General features: G+C 59.0%; 15 protein-coding genes and 1 pseudogene. 10 read left to right on the top strand and 6 right to left on the bottom strand.

What is annotated here, in order from left to right; genetic code table 11:
- Nucleotides 1–63 precede the first annotated feature (63 nt).
- Nucleotides 64–303 (bottom strand): hypothetical protein, encoded by a 240-nt coding sequence (locus tag AB7828_RS14630; protein ID WP_068738743.1) that lies wholly within the window; start codon nucleotides 301–303, stop codon nucleotides 64–66.
- Nucleotides 304–566: 263 nt separating this feature from the next.
- Between AB7828_RS14630 and AB7828_RS14625 the strand changes: the two genes are divergently transcribed.
- From AB7828_RS14625 to mdoH, 4 genes are all read left to right on the top strand, one after another.
- Entirely contained in the window at nucleotides 567–881 is a 315-nt protein-coding gene (locus AB7828_RS14625) for a hypothetical protein (RefSeq protein ID WP_068738741.1), read from the top strand.
- Nucleotides 882–896: 15 nt separating this feature from the next.
- On the top strand, nucleotides 897–1,508 hold the full coding sequence (locus AB7828_RS14620) for a hypothetical protein (RefSeq protein ID WP_120286800.1): 612 nt from the start codon (nucleotides 897–899) through the stop codon (nucleotides 1,506–1,508).
- Between the two features lie 580 nt (nucleotides 1,509–2,088).
- Nucleotides 2,089–3,552 carry a glucan biosynthesis protein G gene (locus AB7828_RS14615; RefSeq protein ID WP_309943909.1) on the top strand — a complete coding sequence of 488 codons (1,464 nt, stop codon included), beginning with the start codon at nucleotides 2,089–2,091 and terminating at the stop codon, nucleotides 3,550–3,552.
- Between the two features lie 14 nt (nucleotides 3,553–3,566).
- The gene (gene mdoH, locus AB7828_RS14610) at nucleotides 3,567–5,726 is read left to right on the top strand and encodes a glucans biosynthesis glucosyltransferase MdoH (RefSeq protein ID WP_439068996.1); all 2,160 of its coding nucleotides are present in this window, start codon (nucleotides 3,567–3,569) and stop codon (nucleotides 5,724–5,726) included.
- Nucleotides 5,727–5,863: 137 nt separating this feature from the next.
- Here the strand turns inward: mdoH and AB7828_RS14605 are convergent, their stop codons facing one another.
- Nucleotides 5,864–6,874, bottom strand: a complete 1,011-nt coding sequence (locus AB7828_RS14605) for a DUF1236 domain-containing protein (RefSeq protein ID WP_441230489.1) — start codon at nucleotides 6,872–6,874, stop codon at nucleotides 5,864–5,866.
- Between the two features lie 758 nt (nucleotides 6,875–7,632).
- Between AB7828_RS14605 and AB7828_RS14600 the strand changes: the two genes are divergently transcribed.
- The 3 genes and pseudogenes from AB7828_RS14600 (at nucleotide 7,633) to AB7828_RS14590 (ending at nucleotide 10,108) form a co-directional block, all read left to right on the top strand.
- Complete coding sequence (locus tag AB7828_RS14600; RefSeq protein ID WP_441232245.1) at nucleotides 7,633–7,788, top strand: DUF3606 domain-containing protein; 156 nt, start codon at nucleotides 7,633–7,635, stop codon at nucleotides 7,786–7,788.
- A 1,668-nt stretch (nucleotides 7,789–9,456) separates the two neighbouring features.
- Nucleotides 9,457–9,753, top strand: a pseudogene (locus AB7828_RS14595) (RlpA-like double-psi beta-barrel domain-containing protein); the annotation flags it as partial.
- A gap of 58 nt (nucleotides 9,754–9,811) precedes the next feature.
- A complete protein-coding gene (locus AB7828_RS14590; protein WP_120286796.1) occupies nucleotides 9,812–10,108 on the top strand; it encodes a hypothetical protein in 297 nt (98 codons plus the stop codon).
- Nucleotides 10,109–10,211: 103 nt separating this feature from the next.
- On the opposite strand, the gene AB7828_RS14585 is transcribed toward AB7828_RS14590, so the two are convergent.
- Entirely contained in the window at nucleotides 10,212–10,538 is a 327-nt protein-coding gene (locus tag AB7828_RS14585; protein WP_120286839.1) for a nuclear transport factor 2 family protein, read from the bottom strand.
- Between the two features lie 326 nt (nucleotides 10,539–10,864).
- Nucleotides 10,865–11,062: a hypothetical protein gene (locus AB7828_RS14580; protein WP_147421557.1), complete on the bottom strand. Its 198-nt coding sequence runs from the start codon at nucleotides 11,060–11,062 to the stop codon at nucleotides 10,865–10,867.
- A 1,796-nt stretch (nucleotides 11,063–12,858) separates the two neighbouring features.
- On the opposite strand from AB7828_RS14580, the gene AB7828_RS14575 reads away from it, so the two are divergent.
- Nucleotides 12,859–13,101, top strand: coding sequence for a ribbon-helix-helix domain-containing protein (locus AB7828_RS14575; RefSeq protein ID WP_081422132.1), 243 nt, complete (start codon nucleotides 12,859–12,861; stop codon nucleotides 13,099–13,101).
- Here the strand turns inward: AB7828_RS14575 and AB7828_RS14570 are convergent.
- Nucleotides 13,062–13,184, bottom strand: coding sequence for a hypothetical protein (locus AB7828_RS14570; RefSeq protein WP_439060590.1), 123 nt, complete (start codon nucleotides 13,182–13,184; stop codon nucleotides 13,062–13,064). The genes AB7828_RS14575 and AB7828_RS14570 overlap by 40 nt on opposite strands.
- 1,791 nt (nucleotides 13,185–14,975) lie before the next feature.
- Between AB7828_RS14570 and AB7828_RS14565 the strand changes: the two genes are divergently transcribed.
- Together AB7828_RS14565 and AB7828_RS14560 are read left to right on the top strand one after the other, a co-directional pair.
- Nucleotides 14,976–16,667: an alpha-amylase family protein gene (locus AB7828_RS14565; RefSeq protein ID WP_120286793.1), complete on the top strand. Its 1,692-nt coding sequence runs from the start codon at nucleotides 14,976–14,978 to the stop codon at nucleotides 16,665–16,667.
- A gap of 233 nt (nucleotides 16,668–16,900) precedes the next feature.
- A complete protein-coding gene (locus tag AB7828_RS14560) occupies nucleotides 16,901–18,067 on the top strand; it encodes a glycosyltransferase (RefSeq protein ID WP_441230488.1) in 1,167 nt (388 codons plus the stop codon).
- Here AB7828_RS14560 and AB7828_RS14555 read toward each other — a convergent pair.
- A complete protein-coding gene (locus tag AB7828_RS14555; protein WP_244499902.1) occupies nucleotides 18,000–18,554 on the bottom strand; it encodes a class I SAM-dependent methyltransferase in 555 nt (184 codons plus the stop codon). The genes AB7828_RS14560 and AB7828_RS14555 overlap by 68 nt on opposite strands.
- Between the last annotated feature and the right edge of the window lie 16 nt (nucleotides 18,555–18,570).

Below are 18,570 nucleotides of genomic sequence, written 5' to 3'. Positions count from 1 at the left end.
CGATACCGTGACCGGTCGGCACAAGCACCCGTCACCGATCGAAGTGACGGGTGCTGACGCGCGTCAGTTCTCTGTGCAGACCTTCATGGTCTTCATGCCGGTTTCGGCTTCCGTTCTGGTCTTGAACGTTCCGTTGTCGACAATCGTCGTTGTCGTGGTCGTTGGCTTCTTATCAACGATCGTGCACTTCTTGGTGGTGGCATCGCGCACCACGTAGTAGTCGCTGGAAACCGTCGTCGTTTGAGCGAAGGCCGAGGTACAAGCGAAAGCAGCTAGCGTTCCGGCGAGATAAAGTGTTTTCATGGTGTATCCTCCAATTGCAAAATTTGCGAGACGCAAACGCGTCAATCAATCCGCGCAATTGCCGAAAGTTCCCGATCATGGTGTGGCGGTGAGTCAAACACAGGCACGCAAGCCGGCCATATGATCCGCCGTTACGGGAAAGAATGGCATAAGCAAGGGATGTCGCGCCGCTATCGTAGGTCCAGGCCTTTTTTCGGCAATCAATGGAACGCGTCAGCTAACAGCTTGTTGGAGGATCCCAAACACCAACCTATGAGGGACCTATGAAACGCGTTTCGACTATCTGTGTCGCCGCTCTCCTGATCTCGGGAGTAGCCCATGCCCAGAGCCCGGCGGCAAAAGATCGTCCGGGCAACAATGCCGTCAACAGCGAGCAGAAGAACTCCAATGCGCCGGTCGCCGGACGCAACTCCTTCACCGAGGGGCAGGCCAAGAGTGCCATCGAAAAGGCTGGCTACACGAACGTCACCGAACTGAAAAAAGACGACAACGGCGTATGGCGCGGCAAAGCGACCAAGGGTGGCTCGACCAGTGCGATCAGCGTCGATTTCCAGGGCAACGTCAACGCAGCAAAGTAACCGGAAGGTAATCTCATGACCGTGACCATTTCACGTTTGTACGACTCGTATACGGAAGCGCAGAAAGCTGTCGGAAGCCTTGAGGCCGCCGGCGTTCCTCATGGGGACATCAGTATCGTGGCCAACAACTCCGAGGGCTGGTTCGACGGCAAGAAGGACCGCGACGGTGATGGCGTCGATGATCGCGCCGAAGCAGCCGGCACCGGTGCGGGAATCGGTGCAGGGATCGGCGGCGCTGCGGGCCTTCTAGCCGGACTAGGGCTGCTTGCAATTCCTGGCCTTGGACCAGTTGTCGCGGCAGGATGGCTTGCCGCCACGGCAGTCGGCGCTGCCGCCGGAGCAGCAACCGGCGGCATTGTTGGTGCTCTGACCGAGGCTGGCGTCTCCAAGGAAGATGCACCGCTTTACGCGGAAGGCGTTCGCCGCGGCGGCACGTTGGTCTCGGCAAAGGTCAGCGAGGCCGATCGCGCGCGCCTCGAGGCGCTGATGAGCCCATCGTCAGTCAATCTCAATGATCGCCGTGTGGCCTGGGAGAAGTCGGGCTGGAGCGGGTATGACCCGGCAAGCCCGCCCTACGATGCGGGGCAGGTGCGCAAGGAGCGAGAATTGTACGGTCGTTCCCGATAACAACGATGGCCCGCTTCGGCGGGCCATTTTTTTCACCGGAGGTCAAGCTCAGCAGTCAGGGCGGAGTGGTGTGGCGTGTCAGGCGGCCGAGCGAGAAACCGGGCTACGCGACGGGGAATTATGAACAACCGGCGGGATAAATTGGCAGCACTAATGCGGATCAATGCAGCATCGTCGAAGCGCTGCGTCCGTCGTTGAAAGCTGATCTTGAGGGTTTTCGTGAGTCATCCGGCAGGGGGCGTATTGGCTGCCGCATTGAATGGTGACTTAGCGCCGTCGCACGGCGTGGACCGAGTGATTCAACGTCTATCGACAACCGGACAGCGCTATTTTTACTCGTTCTATGGTCAGTTCGCGCGCCGTCGACTGGCATTTGACACCGGCCGAGCGCGGGTTGGGAAACGCCAGCGTTTAGTGAGCTAGAGTCGGGAAACACCGGCAATCAAGGCAAGCGCAGAGCGCTGAATGTTCCAGCTCGCGGAACTCGATGGTGCAGCGCGTGTTATTGCCTATCACTCTGGCGTTTGGAGACACCTTGAACCGCAGACAACTTCTCGGCGCTTCGGCCGCTTTGCCATTGATGACGATTATCCCGCGCAGCGCCCGCGCAGCTCCCGGGCCTGTGCCGTTCGACGCCGCCGTGGTGCGGCAAATGGCGCGGGAAGCCGCCGCCAAGGCGTTCAAGGCGCCAGACAACAAGCTGCCAGACTCCCTCAAGGATCTGGACTACGACCGATACCGCGCGCTGCGCTTTAATCCGGAGAAGGCTTTGTGGCGCGGCGAGAAGCTGCCCTTCGAGGTGCAGTTCTTTCATCGTGGCTCGTTCTACACCAATCGCGTCGATATCTATGAAGTGGCCAATGGCCAGGCGACCCAAGTCCCTTATCAACCTGAGCATTTCTCCTTTGGCGCTACGCCGCCCCCGCCGGCCGGCGCCGACTTAGGCTTCGGCGGCTTCCGGCTGCATGCCCCGATCAACAAGCCCGATTACTATGACGAGGTCTGCGTTTTTCTCGGCGCCAGCTATTTCCGCGCGGTGGCCAAAGGCCAAGTATACGGCTTGTCCGCGCGGGGCCTGTCCATCAACACCGGCGAGGCGGCCGGCGAGGAATTCCCACAGTTCAAGTCCTTCTGGATCGAGAAGCCGGCGTCCAACGCCAACTCGATCGTAGTGCATGCGTTGCTCGACAGTGAAAGTGCCGCGGCCGCCTATCGGTTCACCATCCGGCCAGGCGATACGACCATTTTCGATGTAGAAATGGTCATTTACCCGCGGGTGGAAATAAAAAACACTGGCCTCGCGGCGATCACGAGCATGTTCTTCTTCGGTCCGAACGACCGTAAGGAAGTGGACGATTTCCGCCCTGCCGTGCACGATTCCGACGGTCTGGCAATTTTCAACGGGCGAGGCGAGCAGCTCTGGCGACCCCTGCATAACCCGCGCGATCTGCAGATCAGCTCTTTCGGAGACCGAAATCCGCGCGGCTTTGGACTGATGCAACGGCAGAAGGACTTCTCCGACTACCAGGATCTCGAATCAAGTTTCGAACGGCGCCCCAGTCTCTGGGTGGAGCCGATTGGCGATTGGGGCGAGGGATCGGTGCAACTGCTGGAAATTCCAACCAAGGAAGAGATTCACGACAATATCGGTACCTTTTGGCGTCCGAAAAACCCGCTTCCAGCAAAGGGCGAGCTCGCGTTTACCTACCGCCTGCATTGGGGGCCCGATCAACCGAAGCCGTCGGCGCTGGCGATCTTTTCACGCAGCGGCATCGGTGCGCGCGGGGACGATACCAAGCTATTTGTGCTCGATCTGATTGGCGACAAGCTCAAATCCATCGATCCCACCAAGATCAAAGGTGTTGTCACGGCCGAAAAGGCTGAAATCCGCAATATCGTAACACAGCGGAATCCGCAAAACGGCGGCTGGCGCCTGAGTTTCGAGATGCCGGTCAAGAGTAAGGCGCCGGTCGAATTGCGCGCTTCTTTGATGCAGGACGATCAGGCGATCTCCGAAGTTTGGGTCTATCGATGGACACCATGAATGTGAAGAAACAAATGCCGTTGGTTACCGTGCCTGCGGCTACGTTGCCGGCCGGCGCGGGCGAGAGGTTTCTACCGCCAGAGATGCCGTTGACGATGATATCGGATGGGCTCGCAGGGCCAGCTTCCTCCCAACGACGCGCGCAGTTCAGGCCCATGCCGACTGTTCTGCGGCGCGCTTACATCCTCCTCGGCACCGTGGCCCTGACCGCGGCCGGCGGCTACGAGATGTTCGAGGTGCTGAAGGTCGGCGGCGTGACCATCCTCGAAGGCATGGTACTGGCGCTCTTCGTACTGCTGTTCGCCTGGGTCGCGTTCTCGTTCATGTCGGCACTGGCCGGCTTCGTCCTACTGTTGATGCGCGCACGGGATCCGCTCGCCATAGAACCGCTTACGCCACTTGCGATGATCTCAAGCCGCAACGCGATGCTGTTACCGACCTATAACGAAGATCCCCATCAGATCACGGCGCGGTTGCGGGCGATGTGGGAATCTATATCGGAGACCGGTTACGCCGCGCAGTTCGACTGGTACGTGCTGAGTGACAGCACTGACCCTGCAATCTGGGTGGCCGAGGAAAAAGCCATTTTGAAACTGCGCCGCGAGACTGCCAGCGATCGCATCTTTTATCGCCATAGGATGCGCAACACCGCGCGCAAATCGGGAAATATTGAGGATTGGGTCAAGCGGTTCGGCGCTGGGTATGATCACATGATCATCCTGGACGCCGACAGCCTCATGACTGGTGACACGATCGTGCGCCTGGTCGCCGGCATGGAGCAGCATCCCGGCGTCGGTCTGATCCAGACGCTGCCTATCGTTGTCAATGCGCGGTCGCTATTCGCACGGATGCAGCAATTCGCTGGCAGGCTTTACGGCCCGGTAATCGCCTCCGGAATCGCTTGGTGGCACGGCTCGGAAGGCAATTACTGGGGACACAACGCCATCATCCGCGTGCGCGCCTTTGCAGAACATGCCAGCCTGCCCGAACTTCCCGGGCGCAAGCCGTTCGGCGGCCATATTCTCAGCCATGACTTCATTGAAGCAGCTTTCATGCGGCGCGCCGGATGGGCGATCCACATGGCACCGAAACTGGGCGGCAGTTTCGAGGAATGTCCGCCGTCGCTCCTCGATTTTGCAGCGCGCGACCGCCGATGGTGTCAGGGCAATCTGCAGCACCTGGCTGTGCTGGCAGCGCCGCGGCTTCATTGGGTCTCGCGGTTGCATCTCCTGACCGGCATCGGTTCTTATTTAACTGCGCCGCTGTGGCTCATGTTTCTGGTGCTCGGGATTCTCATCTCGCTGCAGGCCCAGTTCGTGCGTCCGGAATATTTCGCAAAGGGATTTTCGCTGTTTCCGCAGTGGCCAGCCCAAGATCCGGTTCGCGCGGCCTGGGTCTTCGCCGGCACGATGGGTCTTCTGATCGTACCAAAACTGCTTGCCTACGTTTTGCTGCTCACCCAGGCCGAAAATCGAGCGCGGTTCGGCGGCGGCTTTCTTGCTTTGTCCGGCATCATCGTCGAGACTTTGCTGTCCGGCCTGATCGCGCCAGTGATGATGATCTTCCAATCGTCGGCGGTAGGCGAGATTCTGCTTGGTCGGGATGCCGGCTGGCAGGTCCAGCGCCGCGACGACGGCGTCGTCCCGATCCGCGAAGTGGTCAGAAAGTACGCGGTACCGACCGTGTTCGGTGTACTGATGGCGATTAGCGCTTATGCGGTGTCGCTACCGCTATTCCTGTGGATGACGCCGGTAATCGTAGGTCTGTGGCTGTCGATGCCGCTGGCCATCGTGTCGTCGCGCGCTCTGCAGCCAGGCCAGCACGCCGGCTTATTCGGAACTCCCGAACAGAATCTACCGCCGAAAGTACTGATTCGCGCAAAAGAGTTGGCCGTGGCGGCACCGATCTACGGCGCAAGCTCGCTGCACGAATTGCGTAAGGACATGGATCTGTGCGCGGCCCATTTGAGATCGCTGGTTGATGAGCCACGCAGCCGTGGCCAGATCGATTCCGACCTCGCCATCGCGCGAGCAAAAATTGTAGAAGCTGAGGATTTTGACGAAGCCGTCAGTTTTTTCAGTACGCGCGAGACTTTTGCGGCGCTGAACAGTCGGGTCGCGCTTCAGCAATTGGCTGCACTGCCCGATAAGGCACACGCCACGAAGTCTGAGTAGGACCTGCCAAAATATAATACGGAAAAGTGCGCGAGCCCCCATATGACAGCCATCGCACCCGAGGTTTCGGCCTTTGTAATGACATTGCGAAAAAGAGGCGGCCCGTTGGCCGCCTCGATTCACTTTGTGAAGTCGTGTCAGTCAATTTCGTCGATCACCACGCGCTCTCCGGGGTCGACCAGATAGGTGCGATTTTCGCGGTGGATGTAGCGGTAGTCGCGCAGTGAAGGAGCTTCTCGGTAAACGACGTCGGGAAATTCTTCAATCTCGACCGTTTCCGGTAGACGCTCGCCGCGGCGGATAACCGTCTTGGCCGTACTGCCGGTCGTTTGGCGCTCGGTTGTCCTCGTCTTGACGTGCTGGCGCACAACGTCCCGGTCCTTGTCGGTAAACGAGACCTTGGAGCGGGCCGGTGCAGGCGCGGCGGCCGTTGATCCACCGGAGCGCGGCAGCACAGTTACGATTTGCAAGGTCGAAGGTTCGACGATGACGATTTCGTCGCGCACCACAAAGAAGCTGTAGCCTCGATATTGCGGTACGACTTCGACGACCTCAGAGGGAAGCGTCTGCAGACGGGTGTCGCGGGGAACAGAGGTGCCCACGGTCAGGGAAAAATTAACGTTGTTAAGAGGCTGCACGTTGAGCCGAGAAATCGACTGGGTAACACGCGTGCGCTGCTGGTCATTGATATTGACGGAAGCATTGACGCTGGTCGATTGCGACTGCGCATTGTTGTTCGTCGAGGGAGCTTGCGCCGCGTTGTTAGAAGGAGACTGCGCCGTATTACTCGTTGTCGTTGGCTGCGCTGCAGCGTTAGTACCGCCGCTGGTCGGAGCCTGCATCTGGCCGCCGGCCGTTGCGGGCGGCGTGTTGGTCTGCGCCTGCGGGGGCTGCGATGTCGAAGACCCGGCCGCCGACGATGGAGCAGTCGTCTGCGCCTGCGAAGAGCTGGTGGATGTGCTTGGTGAGGTGGACGTGGACCGATCGTTGGTCGTATCGGGCGCCTTCTGAGTCGTAGGCGAAGAGGTGCTCGGGGACTGCGTTTGTTGTGCGCTAGGGGAGGTTGCTGTCGCGCTTGGCGACTGAGCAATTGCTGCGGTGGCGAACACCAAGCCGACCGCCGTGCTAAATAAGAAACGCGCCTTCATGATCAATTCCTCCATTTTTTGTAGTCATCGTGAATGAGGAAGACACACGGTAGTTCCGATAGAAGTCGGGAATAAGTGGCAAATTCTAATGACAAGGGGTCTCTTCTCGGTCGCGTAGGCACTGATGGCCGCGTGGCAGAGCCGGAGAGCGAGGGCCTGGTGCAATTGCACGGCGCCTGCTGATCTTAATGCGAGCTGCGGCATCGTTCTGCTCAACGCCGTCCCTGCGAGTTCAAGTCTGCTAACCGGCTCCCTCCTTGTATTCTCGCAAAATTCGCCGGACTGCTCCGGCAATCAAGCAACCATTGTAATTGGGGAGTACGTCAAGGCAGACACATGCTCGCGGCGCACCCGCGACGCTCGCAACGTGACGGGAACCGTATGGTGTTTTAGCGGGACCAAAATTATTTGTAGGCGGGACGCATTGCGGGCCTACCGGGAACGGCGTCTCAACGACTACCCGGCTTCGGAATTAGACGACCTTCAGCCGGTCCGCAGCGGGGTCGCAATTGCATACCTTTCCCACCACCAGTCGCTTGGAACAACGCTCAATTAGAGCTCTTGATCCCACGTCCTTGCATGCACGCAAACTCTTGCATAGACGAACTCGCCGCGCGGGCCTTTGGGTTGGCGCGGCTCCTTTATGTGATCGTAACGTTTTACAGAGCGCTAACCTGCGCGACTGGCGCCAGATGTGTCTGTAGCGGTCTTGGCGGGAACTTGATGCCGCTGTCCGCCGTTTAACACGCGAATCGAGGCTGTTATGGACGATCTTAAAAAAACTCCGCAAGGTCGCAGCAAGAGTTCGATACTGGACCAAGCACCTCAAGGTTACGAAGGAGGAGTTGCAAAGCGTTGTCGAAAAAGTTGGCAACTCTGCCGCGACCGTGCGTAAAGAGCTCGCAATTTCATAACGGGAGGCGACCCTGACTACTGGCTCGCTCGCTGCGCTTCTTGATGAGTCCGTCGATATCGCTTTCGATTTTCTGCGGCGCTCGGGAGACTTGGAAGATGTTCGTGAGGCTAACCAGTTCCTCACATTTCACGTAGCCAGACTGATGCGAGAGGGCATCACGAGCCGCCTTCTGTTGTCCAATCGGGCTATCGCGGCATATCGATCCCGAGCGGCCAATGGCCCGCCAAGGGATGTCAAGCGCTCAGCGGGCTAGCGTGGAGTTTTACCGGTCCTACTTTCGCGCGTCGCCGAAGGTTTGACGCCGACTTGGCCTTCGCCAACTGGGAGATCCCCGGCTAAGTCCTCAGGCCAAGTCTGCGCTCATTCTGGCCGCAACGCTCGTTGGATGGGCCCTCATTCAACGTCGAGGCCAAGCTCACGCAACGCTCGGGCTGGCTCAACCGAACCGAATGCGTCTCGGCGCTCCTCGGGATCATAGCGTCCCAACCGAAATGGAGAGCGGCGACGCTTTTGTACCGCAGTATCCGGAATCCTATCGCCCAGATGAGATGGGAATGCCGTTCGACGAGGGGCCGAGGAAAGCTTCCGGCTCCGTGAAAAGTCAGCACAAACTAATTCGTTCCTCGGGAAGGATCGGCCCGGCGGCGGAGGGATTTCGCCGCCGGCCGCCTCACTGAACTCGGTGCGGAATGCCGCTCAGCTCGGCCAACAGCTTCTGCAAAAGCTGCCGGCTCGTGAAAATTGGATCAAATGGTTTCGTTCCGGCGGCGCTTCATCAAGCCCCCAATAATATAATGGAAGGCCCGGCCGCCTGAGGTTGAGGGACATGGTGAGCCGCCGAGCCCGGCGACAGCTTAAGGGATCATCTGCCAGCTGCCGGAAAGAACAAACTTCTTGGAATCCTTCCTGGGCCGACGGAAACCGGAGTGTATGACCTTGGAAGAACGACCATCGGCTCCTCAAATAATCAGATCTGATCGACAACGTTCCGGTCAACATCCGCCTAGCTTAGTGGGGCCGCTCATATTGCAATTGAGCGACCCCGTGCCACGCAATTGAAATGTTGCCGGTACGAACGACAAGTCCGGCAACGTCACGCGACACTTTTGACGCTAAGCCCTTCGTTCATGTGCACAACACAAGCCGCTCCTTAACCTAACTACTCAACCTTACCGGCGAAATTCGTTAGCTGCTTCTCACGGCTTGCGGAGCGGATTTCGCCATCGCCTGTCACCGGCGGCGCAGGGCACATCAGCTGAGTACAATCATAGGAGGCTCGGCGGCGTTGGGTTTTGGGGGTGGGGAAGCCGCCGAGCCCGGCCGACAGCACCATACAACTGCCGACCGCAGGAAAAAGCGGCAATAATAGATTTCGTTCCATCAAATAGCAGCCAATGAAATGGCCCGACGCTCAGCCGAATCCTTGAGCGGCGGGCCGACCGTCGCGTGTGCTTCCTGGGATCGCTCCGGCCGGGAAAATCTAGCATCAACACAAATGGAAACTCAATGACCCGCCTTTTAGCGGCAGCCTGGCTGTGCGTGCTCTCCGTCAGGCCTGCTGCTGCTCAGAACTTCCTCGAAGGCGTCGTATCCCTCAACCTCACTATGACCAAGGAGGAAACTGCATCGCTAGCCATACGGCGTAGGAGATGGCTATCACGGCCGCGGGACGGCCTCGGGCGAACGGTTCGACTTACGCCCTGGCGGCCGCACACCGCACCACGCGCTTCGGCAGCCACGTCACGATGATAACGCCAATGATCGGTCGGTAAAAGTTCGGATCACGGCTCGCGGCCCGTTTATCAAGGGTCGTTGCATCGATCTGTCTCGAGCAGCAGCCAATGCAATCGGCGTGGGTGGTATCGCGCGCGTCACCGTCCGGGTAGCCCCACGAGCGGGTGACCCGGTCGTGTTTGCCTCCGGAACTTGCCCGGCTGTCGAACGGAGGCCGGGCTTTTTGTAATCCGTCGCGATGGAGTGTCTAATAGCCGGACAGGCACGGTGCCGACAGGGAGGTTGCAATGCGCGAGCAAAATCCATCCCGGACGATTAACTTTGGTCAGGCCATCGTTTTAATCGTTCTGTTCGCCATGCTGCTCTTCGCAATTGTCTGGTCGATGATGGCATGGACGTCAGCTGAGGACGCTGAGATGTCGATCCATGGTTGGATCGCCTTGGCGCTCGGGACGGTTTTCTCACTCGTTATTGGATGCGGCCTGATGGCCTTGATGTTCTACAGTAATAGAAGCGGCTACGACGACACGGCAAACACCGATTGGCGCAGCGAAAAAAAACCGCCAGATGATGAAGTCGGGTAGGTACCCGCGATTAGCCTGCAGCCGCTCTTGCTCGGCGCCGGTGACCGGGCTTTTTATTCGACTAGCCTGATGACCCTCAGCGCGTTTGCGCGGTCAAGTGGCCCTAATTTGGCGGGCCGCATTTTTGGAAGGTGATCTGGCCAGCAGCATCAAATTCAAAGTCAGCCCGGATATTTGAGCCGTGGCAAACGTAAGTAATGGCAACGCCATCACGGGCCGGTTTGAGATTGTCCAAGTCCGCGGCCGGAGAATCTCTTAGGCGCTGCTCCCAATATGCACGTAAAGCCTCGCGACCATTTATCGTCGTGGCGCCGCCGCAACCACATTCGATCGTAGCGGCTTCGGCATAAAGGCCGAGAATACTTTCAAGGTCGCCTGAGCGATAGGCATCTAGCCAATCAACTACCGCGGCCATCGGGTCAAAGGACATTTTCTCACCTACTTGCCAAACGTATGCGTCTAACAAGCGATTTAGAAGTAGTCTAATGAATGCGTCCTGAATGGTTTATTCAGGGAAGTGGCCTGGAACCCACCGTGGACGGTATACCAGTATGTTAGTGGTGTTTGGTGATCGCCGTCCTCTTAGCACTTTGGAATCTGGGGATTGCTCCATGGTCGGATCGACAGCACGAGCGAGCGCATTAACGATGCGCTAACCAAGCTCGATCAGCCTATCCAAGAATGCGGCGGCACCGGACGGGGAGCCGGCAGCCCCATCAGGATGCCGGCCGGTGTCATGCCCGGGCGGCTTTTTCGTCATTCGATCAATCGGATCACTTTGCGCCGATTGAGCCGATCCAGCGTGGCAACGAAGTCCCGATCGTCGAGCACGTCGATCAGCCGATCGACTAGATCAACGGCACTTCGCGAGCCCGGCCCGATGTAGTCTTTCAAAAGATTTCTCGCCGCGGTCACAGAACGTATCAGATGATCGATCTCATCTCGCTCACTCATTGGTCCCTCGCCAGCTTGGTCGCGCCACGCCGGCTCCTTCTTGCCCTAGTGATAGACGGGTTCATCCATCGGAAAAGGTTTGCATCGAGCCAAGCCGAGCGAACATTTGCGGTCTAGAAACTGGCCCCCGACACCAACAGAACCGCACCAATTACCATTAGGAGAATGCCCGGCCAGTTGGTTCCGAGCCCCAAGAATCTCATGCCCCGCCGCGGTGGCTCCAGAGTGTCGCGAACTGGCCGGGAGGAATCTGGGCCGCTAAGCGATCCCCGCCAAATAGCGGCGCGTGCCATGTACAAGACGCCGCCTAGGACTAGCAGCGCGCCAAGGCCCATCAGGAACATTCTCGGCTCCGCATTCATCGCTGACACACGCACGGACCGGGATTTTAAGAGCCGGCGGAATAATTCGTTCCGGGCTGGCCGATCGACAGGCGAGGCAGATTGCTGACGAAGTATACGCTAACAAAAAAAGCCCGCCGAAGCGGGCCTTTTCTCAATCAGAGAGAACCATACAGCTGGCGCTCTCTGCGCATCTCGTCCGCATCGAAGGTTTGCTCGCAGGATCGTAGCCAGTCCAGCCGCTTTTCTGCCAGGCGGGCTCCTTAGAAAGTAGAGAGCGAAGACGCTCATCGATGCAATACGTTTCATGTTCTTCACGAGCAGGGGGCCCGTCCAACTCGCACGTGCGAATGGTGTTCCAATCCCATCGCGCTCGATGGTGCGGTGCGATCCGACCAAGTGGCCAGCCAGATGATGTTTCCAATTGGTGAGCCGTGGAGGAACAGAGCAAGGCGAAGAGCTGTTATCAAGGGCAAATAGGAGTTACTGATGACACGTTCGATCCTGTTAATAGCTGCGGCAATCGTATTCTCCGGCACAGCCCTTGCGCAAAGCAGCGGAACGCTGGAGGAGCAGGCTGCGTGCCGTGCCAGCGTGAAGCGCTATTGCGCACAAGCGATTCAGGGCGGGGATATGATAGTGCTTTCCTGCCTTCAGCAGAATAGGCCGCGCATTTCGAAAGCATGTCGGCAAGTGTTATTGAAGCATGGCCAATAGGCGTGCTCAGGCGAAGGGCCCCGGCACTTGCTCCGGGGCCCCAGCTGTCCAGTAGAGTACATCCGTCCAGCTGGACAATTAGTTCCCGCCGCCCGCGCCACCCCCGGCACCGCCGCCTGCGCCACCACCTGCGCCGCCTGCACCACCGCCCGCGCCGCCGCCGCTAGTGCGGCCTTGGTCAACGTTGTTCATTGAGTTGGCGCCGCCGGCTTTTCCTGCAGCTGCGTTCGAACCGCTGAGAGAGCTGGCGTTGTTGCCGCGTTCCGAGCCAACTGCGCCGGTCGTCCGGTCCGACGTTGTTGGTGCAGTGGGCGAGCTCGGCGTCGTCTGGGCGAGCGCCGGCGCTGCAATAAGTGTCAGTGCTGCACTTGCAATAAGAAGTTTTCGTTTCCTCTCGTGACGCCCCAACCGAGAAATGCAAACTAACAAAACCTGTTCCCGAACGACTTCACTTTTAGATGGGAACAATTTCTGGTTCTCGCATTTCTCAGAATGCCTCGCATGAGTGTGTCTTCGTAAGGCGTTCAATTTTCTGGTTGCCTCGCCGCGGCGCCTCGAACACCGGGGGACCCTTGAAAGTAGCCTCTATGTTGAAGAGTCCGCGACGATCCATCCGACCGATTTACGGCTACGCGCTCGGCTTCATCTTGTTGCTGGGTCTCATTGGAGGCGCGGTCTCGGTCATCAGAAACGAAGGTAAGGCACCTGTCGATCAGCAAACCAAAACGGTGAAATAGCGTGCCTCAGCCGAAAAGGAGAAAGCAGGGACTCGTTAAAGCCGACGGATCGAAGTCGAGCGTCAGCCTTGAGCCTGAGTTTTGGAGCGCTTTAAAGGAAATTGCCAGTGAACGAGGGACGAGCCCAGCAGCCCTTGTCAGACTGGTCGACCGCAACGGGCCTCAGGTGAACTTAACCTCGGCCGTCCGTCTGTTCGTCTTGCATCATTTCAAAGCCAAAATAAAGGACGGGTCTCCCGCGTAACTTAGCCGGCTGTTGGCAACGTTCGCATTGTGAAATTCAATGCGGTCATCAGCAACCGGCCGGTAATGCTCAATCATCGTCATGTATGCCTCCGCTGGAAAATCCGCGAAATAAGCGCGCGCTCGTTGTCTGGCGGCAAGACGGGGCCGGGTAAATGTCTCGGGGACGGACCCACTGTTAAGTCGAAGCTTTTCACGTCGTGATCGAAGCCGTTCGCTCAACGACCGGGGCTTCGTTTACGATCCTCAACTGGCCATAGCCCTTCTGCAAACTCTCCAGCGCGGCGATTTGCATCGTCACGGTCAGGTATTTCAGGCATGCACTGGAGAACCGACTGCGGGTGGCGACGCCTAGGCTCGATGTAGTCCCATAGAAGCCGCAGGTCCATTTTCAGATGCCAGACCTTTCCGGGTTCGCATTCCAGTCTTGCTGAGCGATGGTGCCGACGTCTACGTCGCCGTACCGGATGTCCATGTCTCGAGCAGGGCGGGAGAGCGATGGCGGGAGAGTTCGGGCGGGCATCACAGCGCCTTTGTGGCGTGCCGCCGTCCGGCGGCGACGATTTCGATGAGCGTCGGGATGGGCAAGCGGAACAATAGGCGCGAATTGGCATTGCAACACAATGGAAGACAGACTCTACCGAGTCCTTCTCGCGTTAGGCATAGCCGGGCTGATTACTGCATTCGTGGTTTTGGTCCTCCTACTGCTTTATTGGGCAGTAGGTAGTATTTGAGCGGCCGCCTCAGTTGGCGGCCTCTTTCATTATGACTCGATGCGACGTCTGCGGATCGCGCCAAATCAAAACGCGGCTCCTACCTCTTTAGACGATGGCCGGTGGGTGTCGCCCTCGCGCATCAGAACGAGCCGTCATTTGGCTCCTGGTGTGTCTGAAGGATCAGCGCTATGCCGAAGAGTAAGATGCCCAACATTAGAAGATCGAAAATATGGTCCTGCATATCCCCATTTTATCCGATGGCGGGGAGGGCGTCACGTGCTGATGGGCGCCGCGTTCTGCGTCCCCGTTAGCTTGTTCGAAATCGTCGCGGGCTCGCGCATAAAAAACCGCCCGCATTTTCGCGCGGCGGCTACCGGAACTGCTCAAAATGGATCGGTAATAAAAACCTTTCCTCCTCCGGTCGGATGAGCAGATCAGATGCGAGAAACATACCGTTGATTCGTCGGGTCCCTTCTACAAGTTCACATCGGATGTTCGCGACGCTTGATTGGTTGAGCCTGCGTTTTAATAGCCTTTCAAACGTCTGATCAGAAGTTGCGCGTCAGTGGCACCCACTTCATAGGGAATCCTCGTGACGTTTCATTGAGTTCGTTCACTCAACCCAGAAATAAAATAAGCGTCAGCAAAGGGCATTATAAATTGCCGCTTGTTCCCGAATTGGAATCCTCGACACGATCGGACTGTTGTGGGTAACGGCCGGTGCCATGCTGCACGGCGTGCATCCCAGGTTTTTTTTGCCCGGTCGGCAATCTTTGCCGGCGCGCCGCGACGTCCCGGATGCCGCTGGGCTGAAACTCGTCGACTTCCGCGCCGTCCAGTTGCTAGCATTCTGTCATAGTCGACACTGACACCAAACGACAACTCCGCTTTATTCGCACATGCTGTTTATAAGGATCGCTGTGTTGACGGGAACCATTGATAGCACCAGCAGTTTAATCGACTTCATCCGCACGGCCAAAGTAATTGCGGCTCGTGTAGTCGATGGATCTTTCCTTCGCGTCGAGCTCTCATGGTTCAGGACTGAAAATGGCGTTGCGATTTTGGACGTGTGCGCCGTCGGCAAGCTCCAACGATTCCGAGTGAGTCCCGGCTGATCGACGCGACCCGGTTGCGACACAACCACGGACCAAAGGGCCACATGATCGACGACCTCTGGTACAAGAACGCCGTCTTCTACTGCCTCTCCGTAGGCAGTTTCATGGATGCTGATGGCGACGGTTGCGGCGACTTCAAGGGCCTGACGCGGCGGCTCGACTACATTCACGGCCTCGGCATCACCGCGATCTGGCTGATGCCCTTCCAGCCCTCGCCCGGCAAGGACGACGGCTACGACATCTCCGACTACTACGGCGTCGATCCGCGCTACGGCACGCTAGGCGACTTCGTCGAATTCACCCATGGCTGCCACCAGCGCGGCATCCGCATCATCATCGACCTTGTGGTCAATCACACCTCGGACCAGCACGCCTGGTTCAAGGACGCGCGCAGCGCCAGGGATTCGCGCTATCGCGACTGGTATGTGTGGTCGGACAAGAAGCCGCCCAATGCCAACAAGGGTATGGTGTTTCCCGGCGTGCAGAAATCGACCTGGACGCATGACACGACCTCGAAGTCCTGGTTCTTCCACCGGTTCTATGACTTCCAGCCAGACCTCAACACATCCAATCCCTATGTGCAGGCCGAGATCCTGAAGATCATGGGGTTCTGGCTGCAGCTTGGCGTCTCCGGCTTCCGCATGGATGCGGTGCCCTTCGTGATCGCCACCAAGGGACCGAAGGTCAACAAGCCCACCGAACAATACGACATGCTGCGCGCCTTCCGCGAATTCCTGCAATGGCGCAAGGGCGACGCCATCATTCTCGCCGAAGCCAATGTGCTGCCGGAAACCGACATGGAATATTTCGGCAGCGACGGCGACCGCATGCAGATGATGTTCAACTTTCACGTCAACCAGAACCTGTTCTATGCGCTGGCCTCCGGCGACGTGCGCCCACTGGCTGCGGCGATGAAGGTGACCAAGCCACGCCCGGCGACGGCGCAATGGGGCCTGTTCCTGCGCAATCATGACGAGCTCGATCTCGGCCGGCTGACCGAGGAGCAACGCCAGACGGTGTTCGCGAAATTCGGCCCGGACAAGGACATGCAGCTTTACGATCGCGGCATCCGACGTCGGCTGGCGCCAATGCTCGGCGGCGACCGACGCAGGCTCGAGCTTGCTTACAGTCTGATGTACACGCTGCCGGGTACGCCGGTGCTGCGCTATGGCGACGAGATCGCCATGGGTGATGATCTCACGCTGCCTGAACGCAACTGCGCGCGGACGCCGATGCAATGGTCGAACGAACCCCGTGCCGGCTTCACCAAGAGCGAGAAGTCAAAGAATCCTGTGATCGACAAGGGCCCCTACGGCTACAATCACGTCAATGTCGCCAAGCAGCGCCGCGATCCCAATTCGATGCTGAACTGGACCGAGCGCATGATCCGGATGCGCAAGGAGGTCCCCGAAATTGGCTGGGGCGACTTCACCATCATCGCCACGCGCAACCCTGCCGTGCTGGCGATCCGCTACGACTGGCGCAACAACTCCGTGCTGTTCGTGCATAATCTCGACGAACAGCCACGCGAAGTGTCATTTGCACTCGGCCTCGATGGCAAGCAGGGCGACCACCTGATCAATCTTCTGACGGAAGACCATAACCGCGCCGATGCCCAGGGCAAGCACCACCTGATGCTGGAAGCATATGCCTATCGCTGGTACCGCGTCGGCGGTCTAGATTATCTGCTCCGGCGCAGTGACATCGACAGTGATACGGATGCGCATCCGGCGTGAGGGTGCCTGCGCCCGGATCGCGGGACCAAGCCTGCGGCCATCAGCAAGTACGCCGACATCAGCGGAAGGCAGATGAAGAAGCTTCGCTCTAAAACCTGGAGAGCGATACGACCTGGAACATGGACAGGCCTTCGCGCCAGTCTCTTGATAGAGTAGCCGCTGCGGCCCAGCTGAGGGAACATGCATCGAACCTGGCGATTAGCAGGCGCACCTACGCCAGGACGCTCCGCCTTATGAATACGAACATCGAGCCTTTCGCGATCGTCACCATTCCGGCATGCAACGAAGCCGACCGGATCGAGCGGTGTATCGCTGCGCTGGCCGTCCAGCGCGACCGTTTCGGCGCGCCCCTTACCGCGGACGCGTTCGAGATCCTGGTGTTCGCCAACAATTGCACTGACGGTACCTCGGGAGTCGCCAGACGTTTCGCCGACTCGGTCCCGCAGAGGGTGGTGGTCATAGAGGAGGAATTGCCGTCGGAGATGGCCAACGCCGGCTGGGCGCGGAAGCGTGCAATGGACCTTGCGGCCGACCGCCTCGATGCGCTCGGCCCGGGCGGTGTAATTATGAGCACGGATGCCGATAGCTGCGTCGGCCCCGCGTGGTTTTCGTCTAACCTCCATGAGTTGGCGAACGGTGTGGAGTGCGTGGCAGGCTACATCGATGCAGAACCGCTCGAGATCGTTTCGCTTGGACGGGATTTCCTGTCCCGCGGTAGGCTCGAAGATACTTACCTCAGCCTTGCCGCGGAAATCATCGCGCGCTGTGATCCGCGAGCCCATGATCCCTGGCCGAACCATCGTGTCTCTTCGGGCGCGAGCCTGGCCGTAGCCGTGGCGGCCTATCGGGCCATCGGAGGACTTCCTGCACGCGCTCTCGGCGAAGACGCCGCCCTTACGTCTGCGTTGGACGAGGCGGGATTCAAGGTTCGTCACTCGCTCGACGTCGTCGTCCAGACGTCCTGTCGGATCTTGGGGCGGGCGCCTGGCGGAGCGGCCGACACCATGCAACGCCGGCTCGCCGATTTGAATGCTCCTTGCGACGACGATCTTGAGCCCGCCTTGCAGATCGCCCGTCGCGCCATGTACCGATCGCTTTTCCGCCGGGCGTGGCAGAGTGCGCTCGAAGACGGTCCGATGTCCGCCCGGTTGTGCATTCCCTCCGACTTCGTTCGTCACCTCCGTGCAGAGGAGGCGACGCTTCGTGAGGCATGGGAAGCCGTATCGGGCAGAAGTCCTGTTCTCACGGTTCACCGGACGCTGCGCCCCTCGGAGCTGCCTCGGCAGATCGCGATCGCCAGAATGATCGTCGCAAGCCTGAGGGCCGCCGCAATCACGCGGACAGCCGCTCCAGGCGGTAGACTTCATCGCGAAGGATCCGGCGAGCCGGAACTCGCTTGACGACGGCGTCGGCGAAAGCGTCGCTGGCCTCCGTTCCCCTCAGCGGATAGTCAGTCTCGCCCAGCCAGTGGCAGAGGACGATCTCTCCGTCGGGAGCGAGGACCCTGCAGCAGTTTTCGGCCACCGAAAGGAGATCGGCCCGGCTGAAGTAGTACAGCACTTCAGACAGCACGATGAGGTCGAAGGCGCCGTCCGGGAATTCGGTCGGCAGCACACATTCCTCGAAGGCGACGTTCGGCGGCGCGTCCTTTCGCGCAGCTTCCAGCGCCGTGCGGGACGCGTCGATCGCCAGCAGTTCTCCGCCTCGCTGCGCGAGCCTTGCCGTCAGGACCCCGATCGAGCAGCCAACTTCGAGGATACGATCGTAATGGGCGCGCGTAAGAGCCGACAGAGTGCGGTCATATTTCTCCCGCTCGTAGGCGCTGGTTCGGAATCCCCAGGGGTCGATATCCTGCCGGTACCGTTCCTCGAAGTATGAAGCGGGCAAACTCTCTATGTGCCTC

It is taken from the genome of Tardiphaga sp. 215_C5_N2_1, from assembly GCF_052076055.1.
GTDB classification, from domain to species: domain Bacteria; phylum Pseudomonadota; class Alphaproteobacteria; order Rhizobiales; family Xanthobacteraceae; genus Tardiphaga; species Tardiphaga robiniae.
Note: the sequence above shows the minus strand (reverse complement) of the source record. Positions and strands in the feature narration are given on the sequence as shown.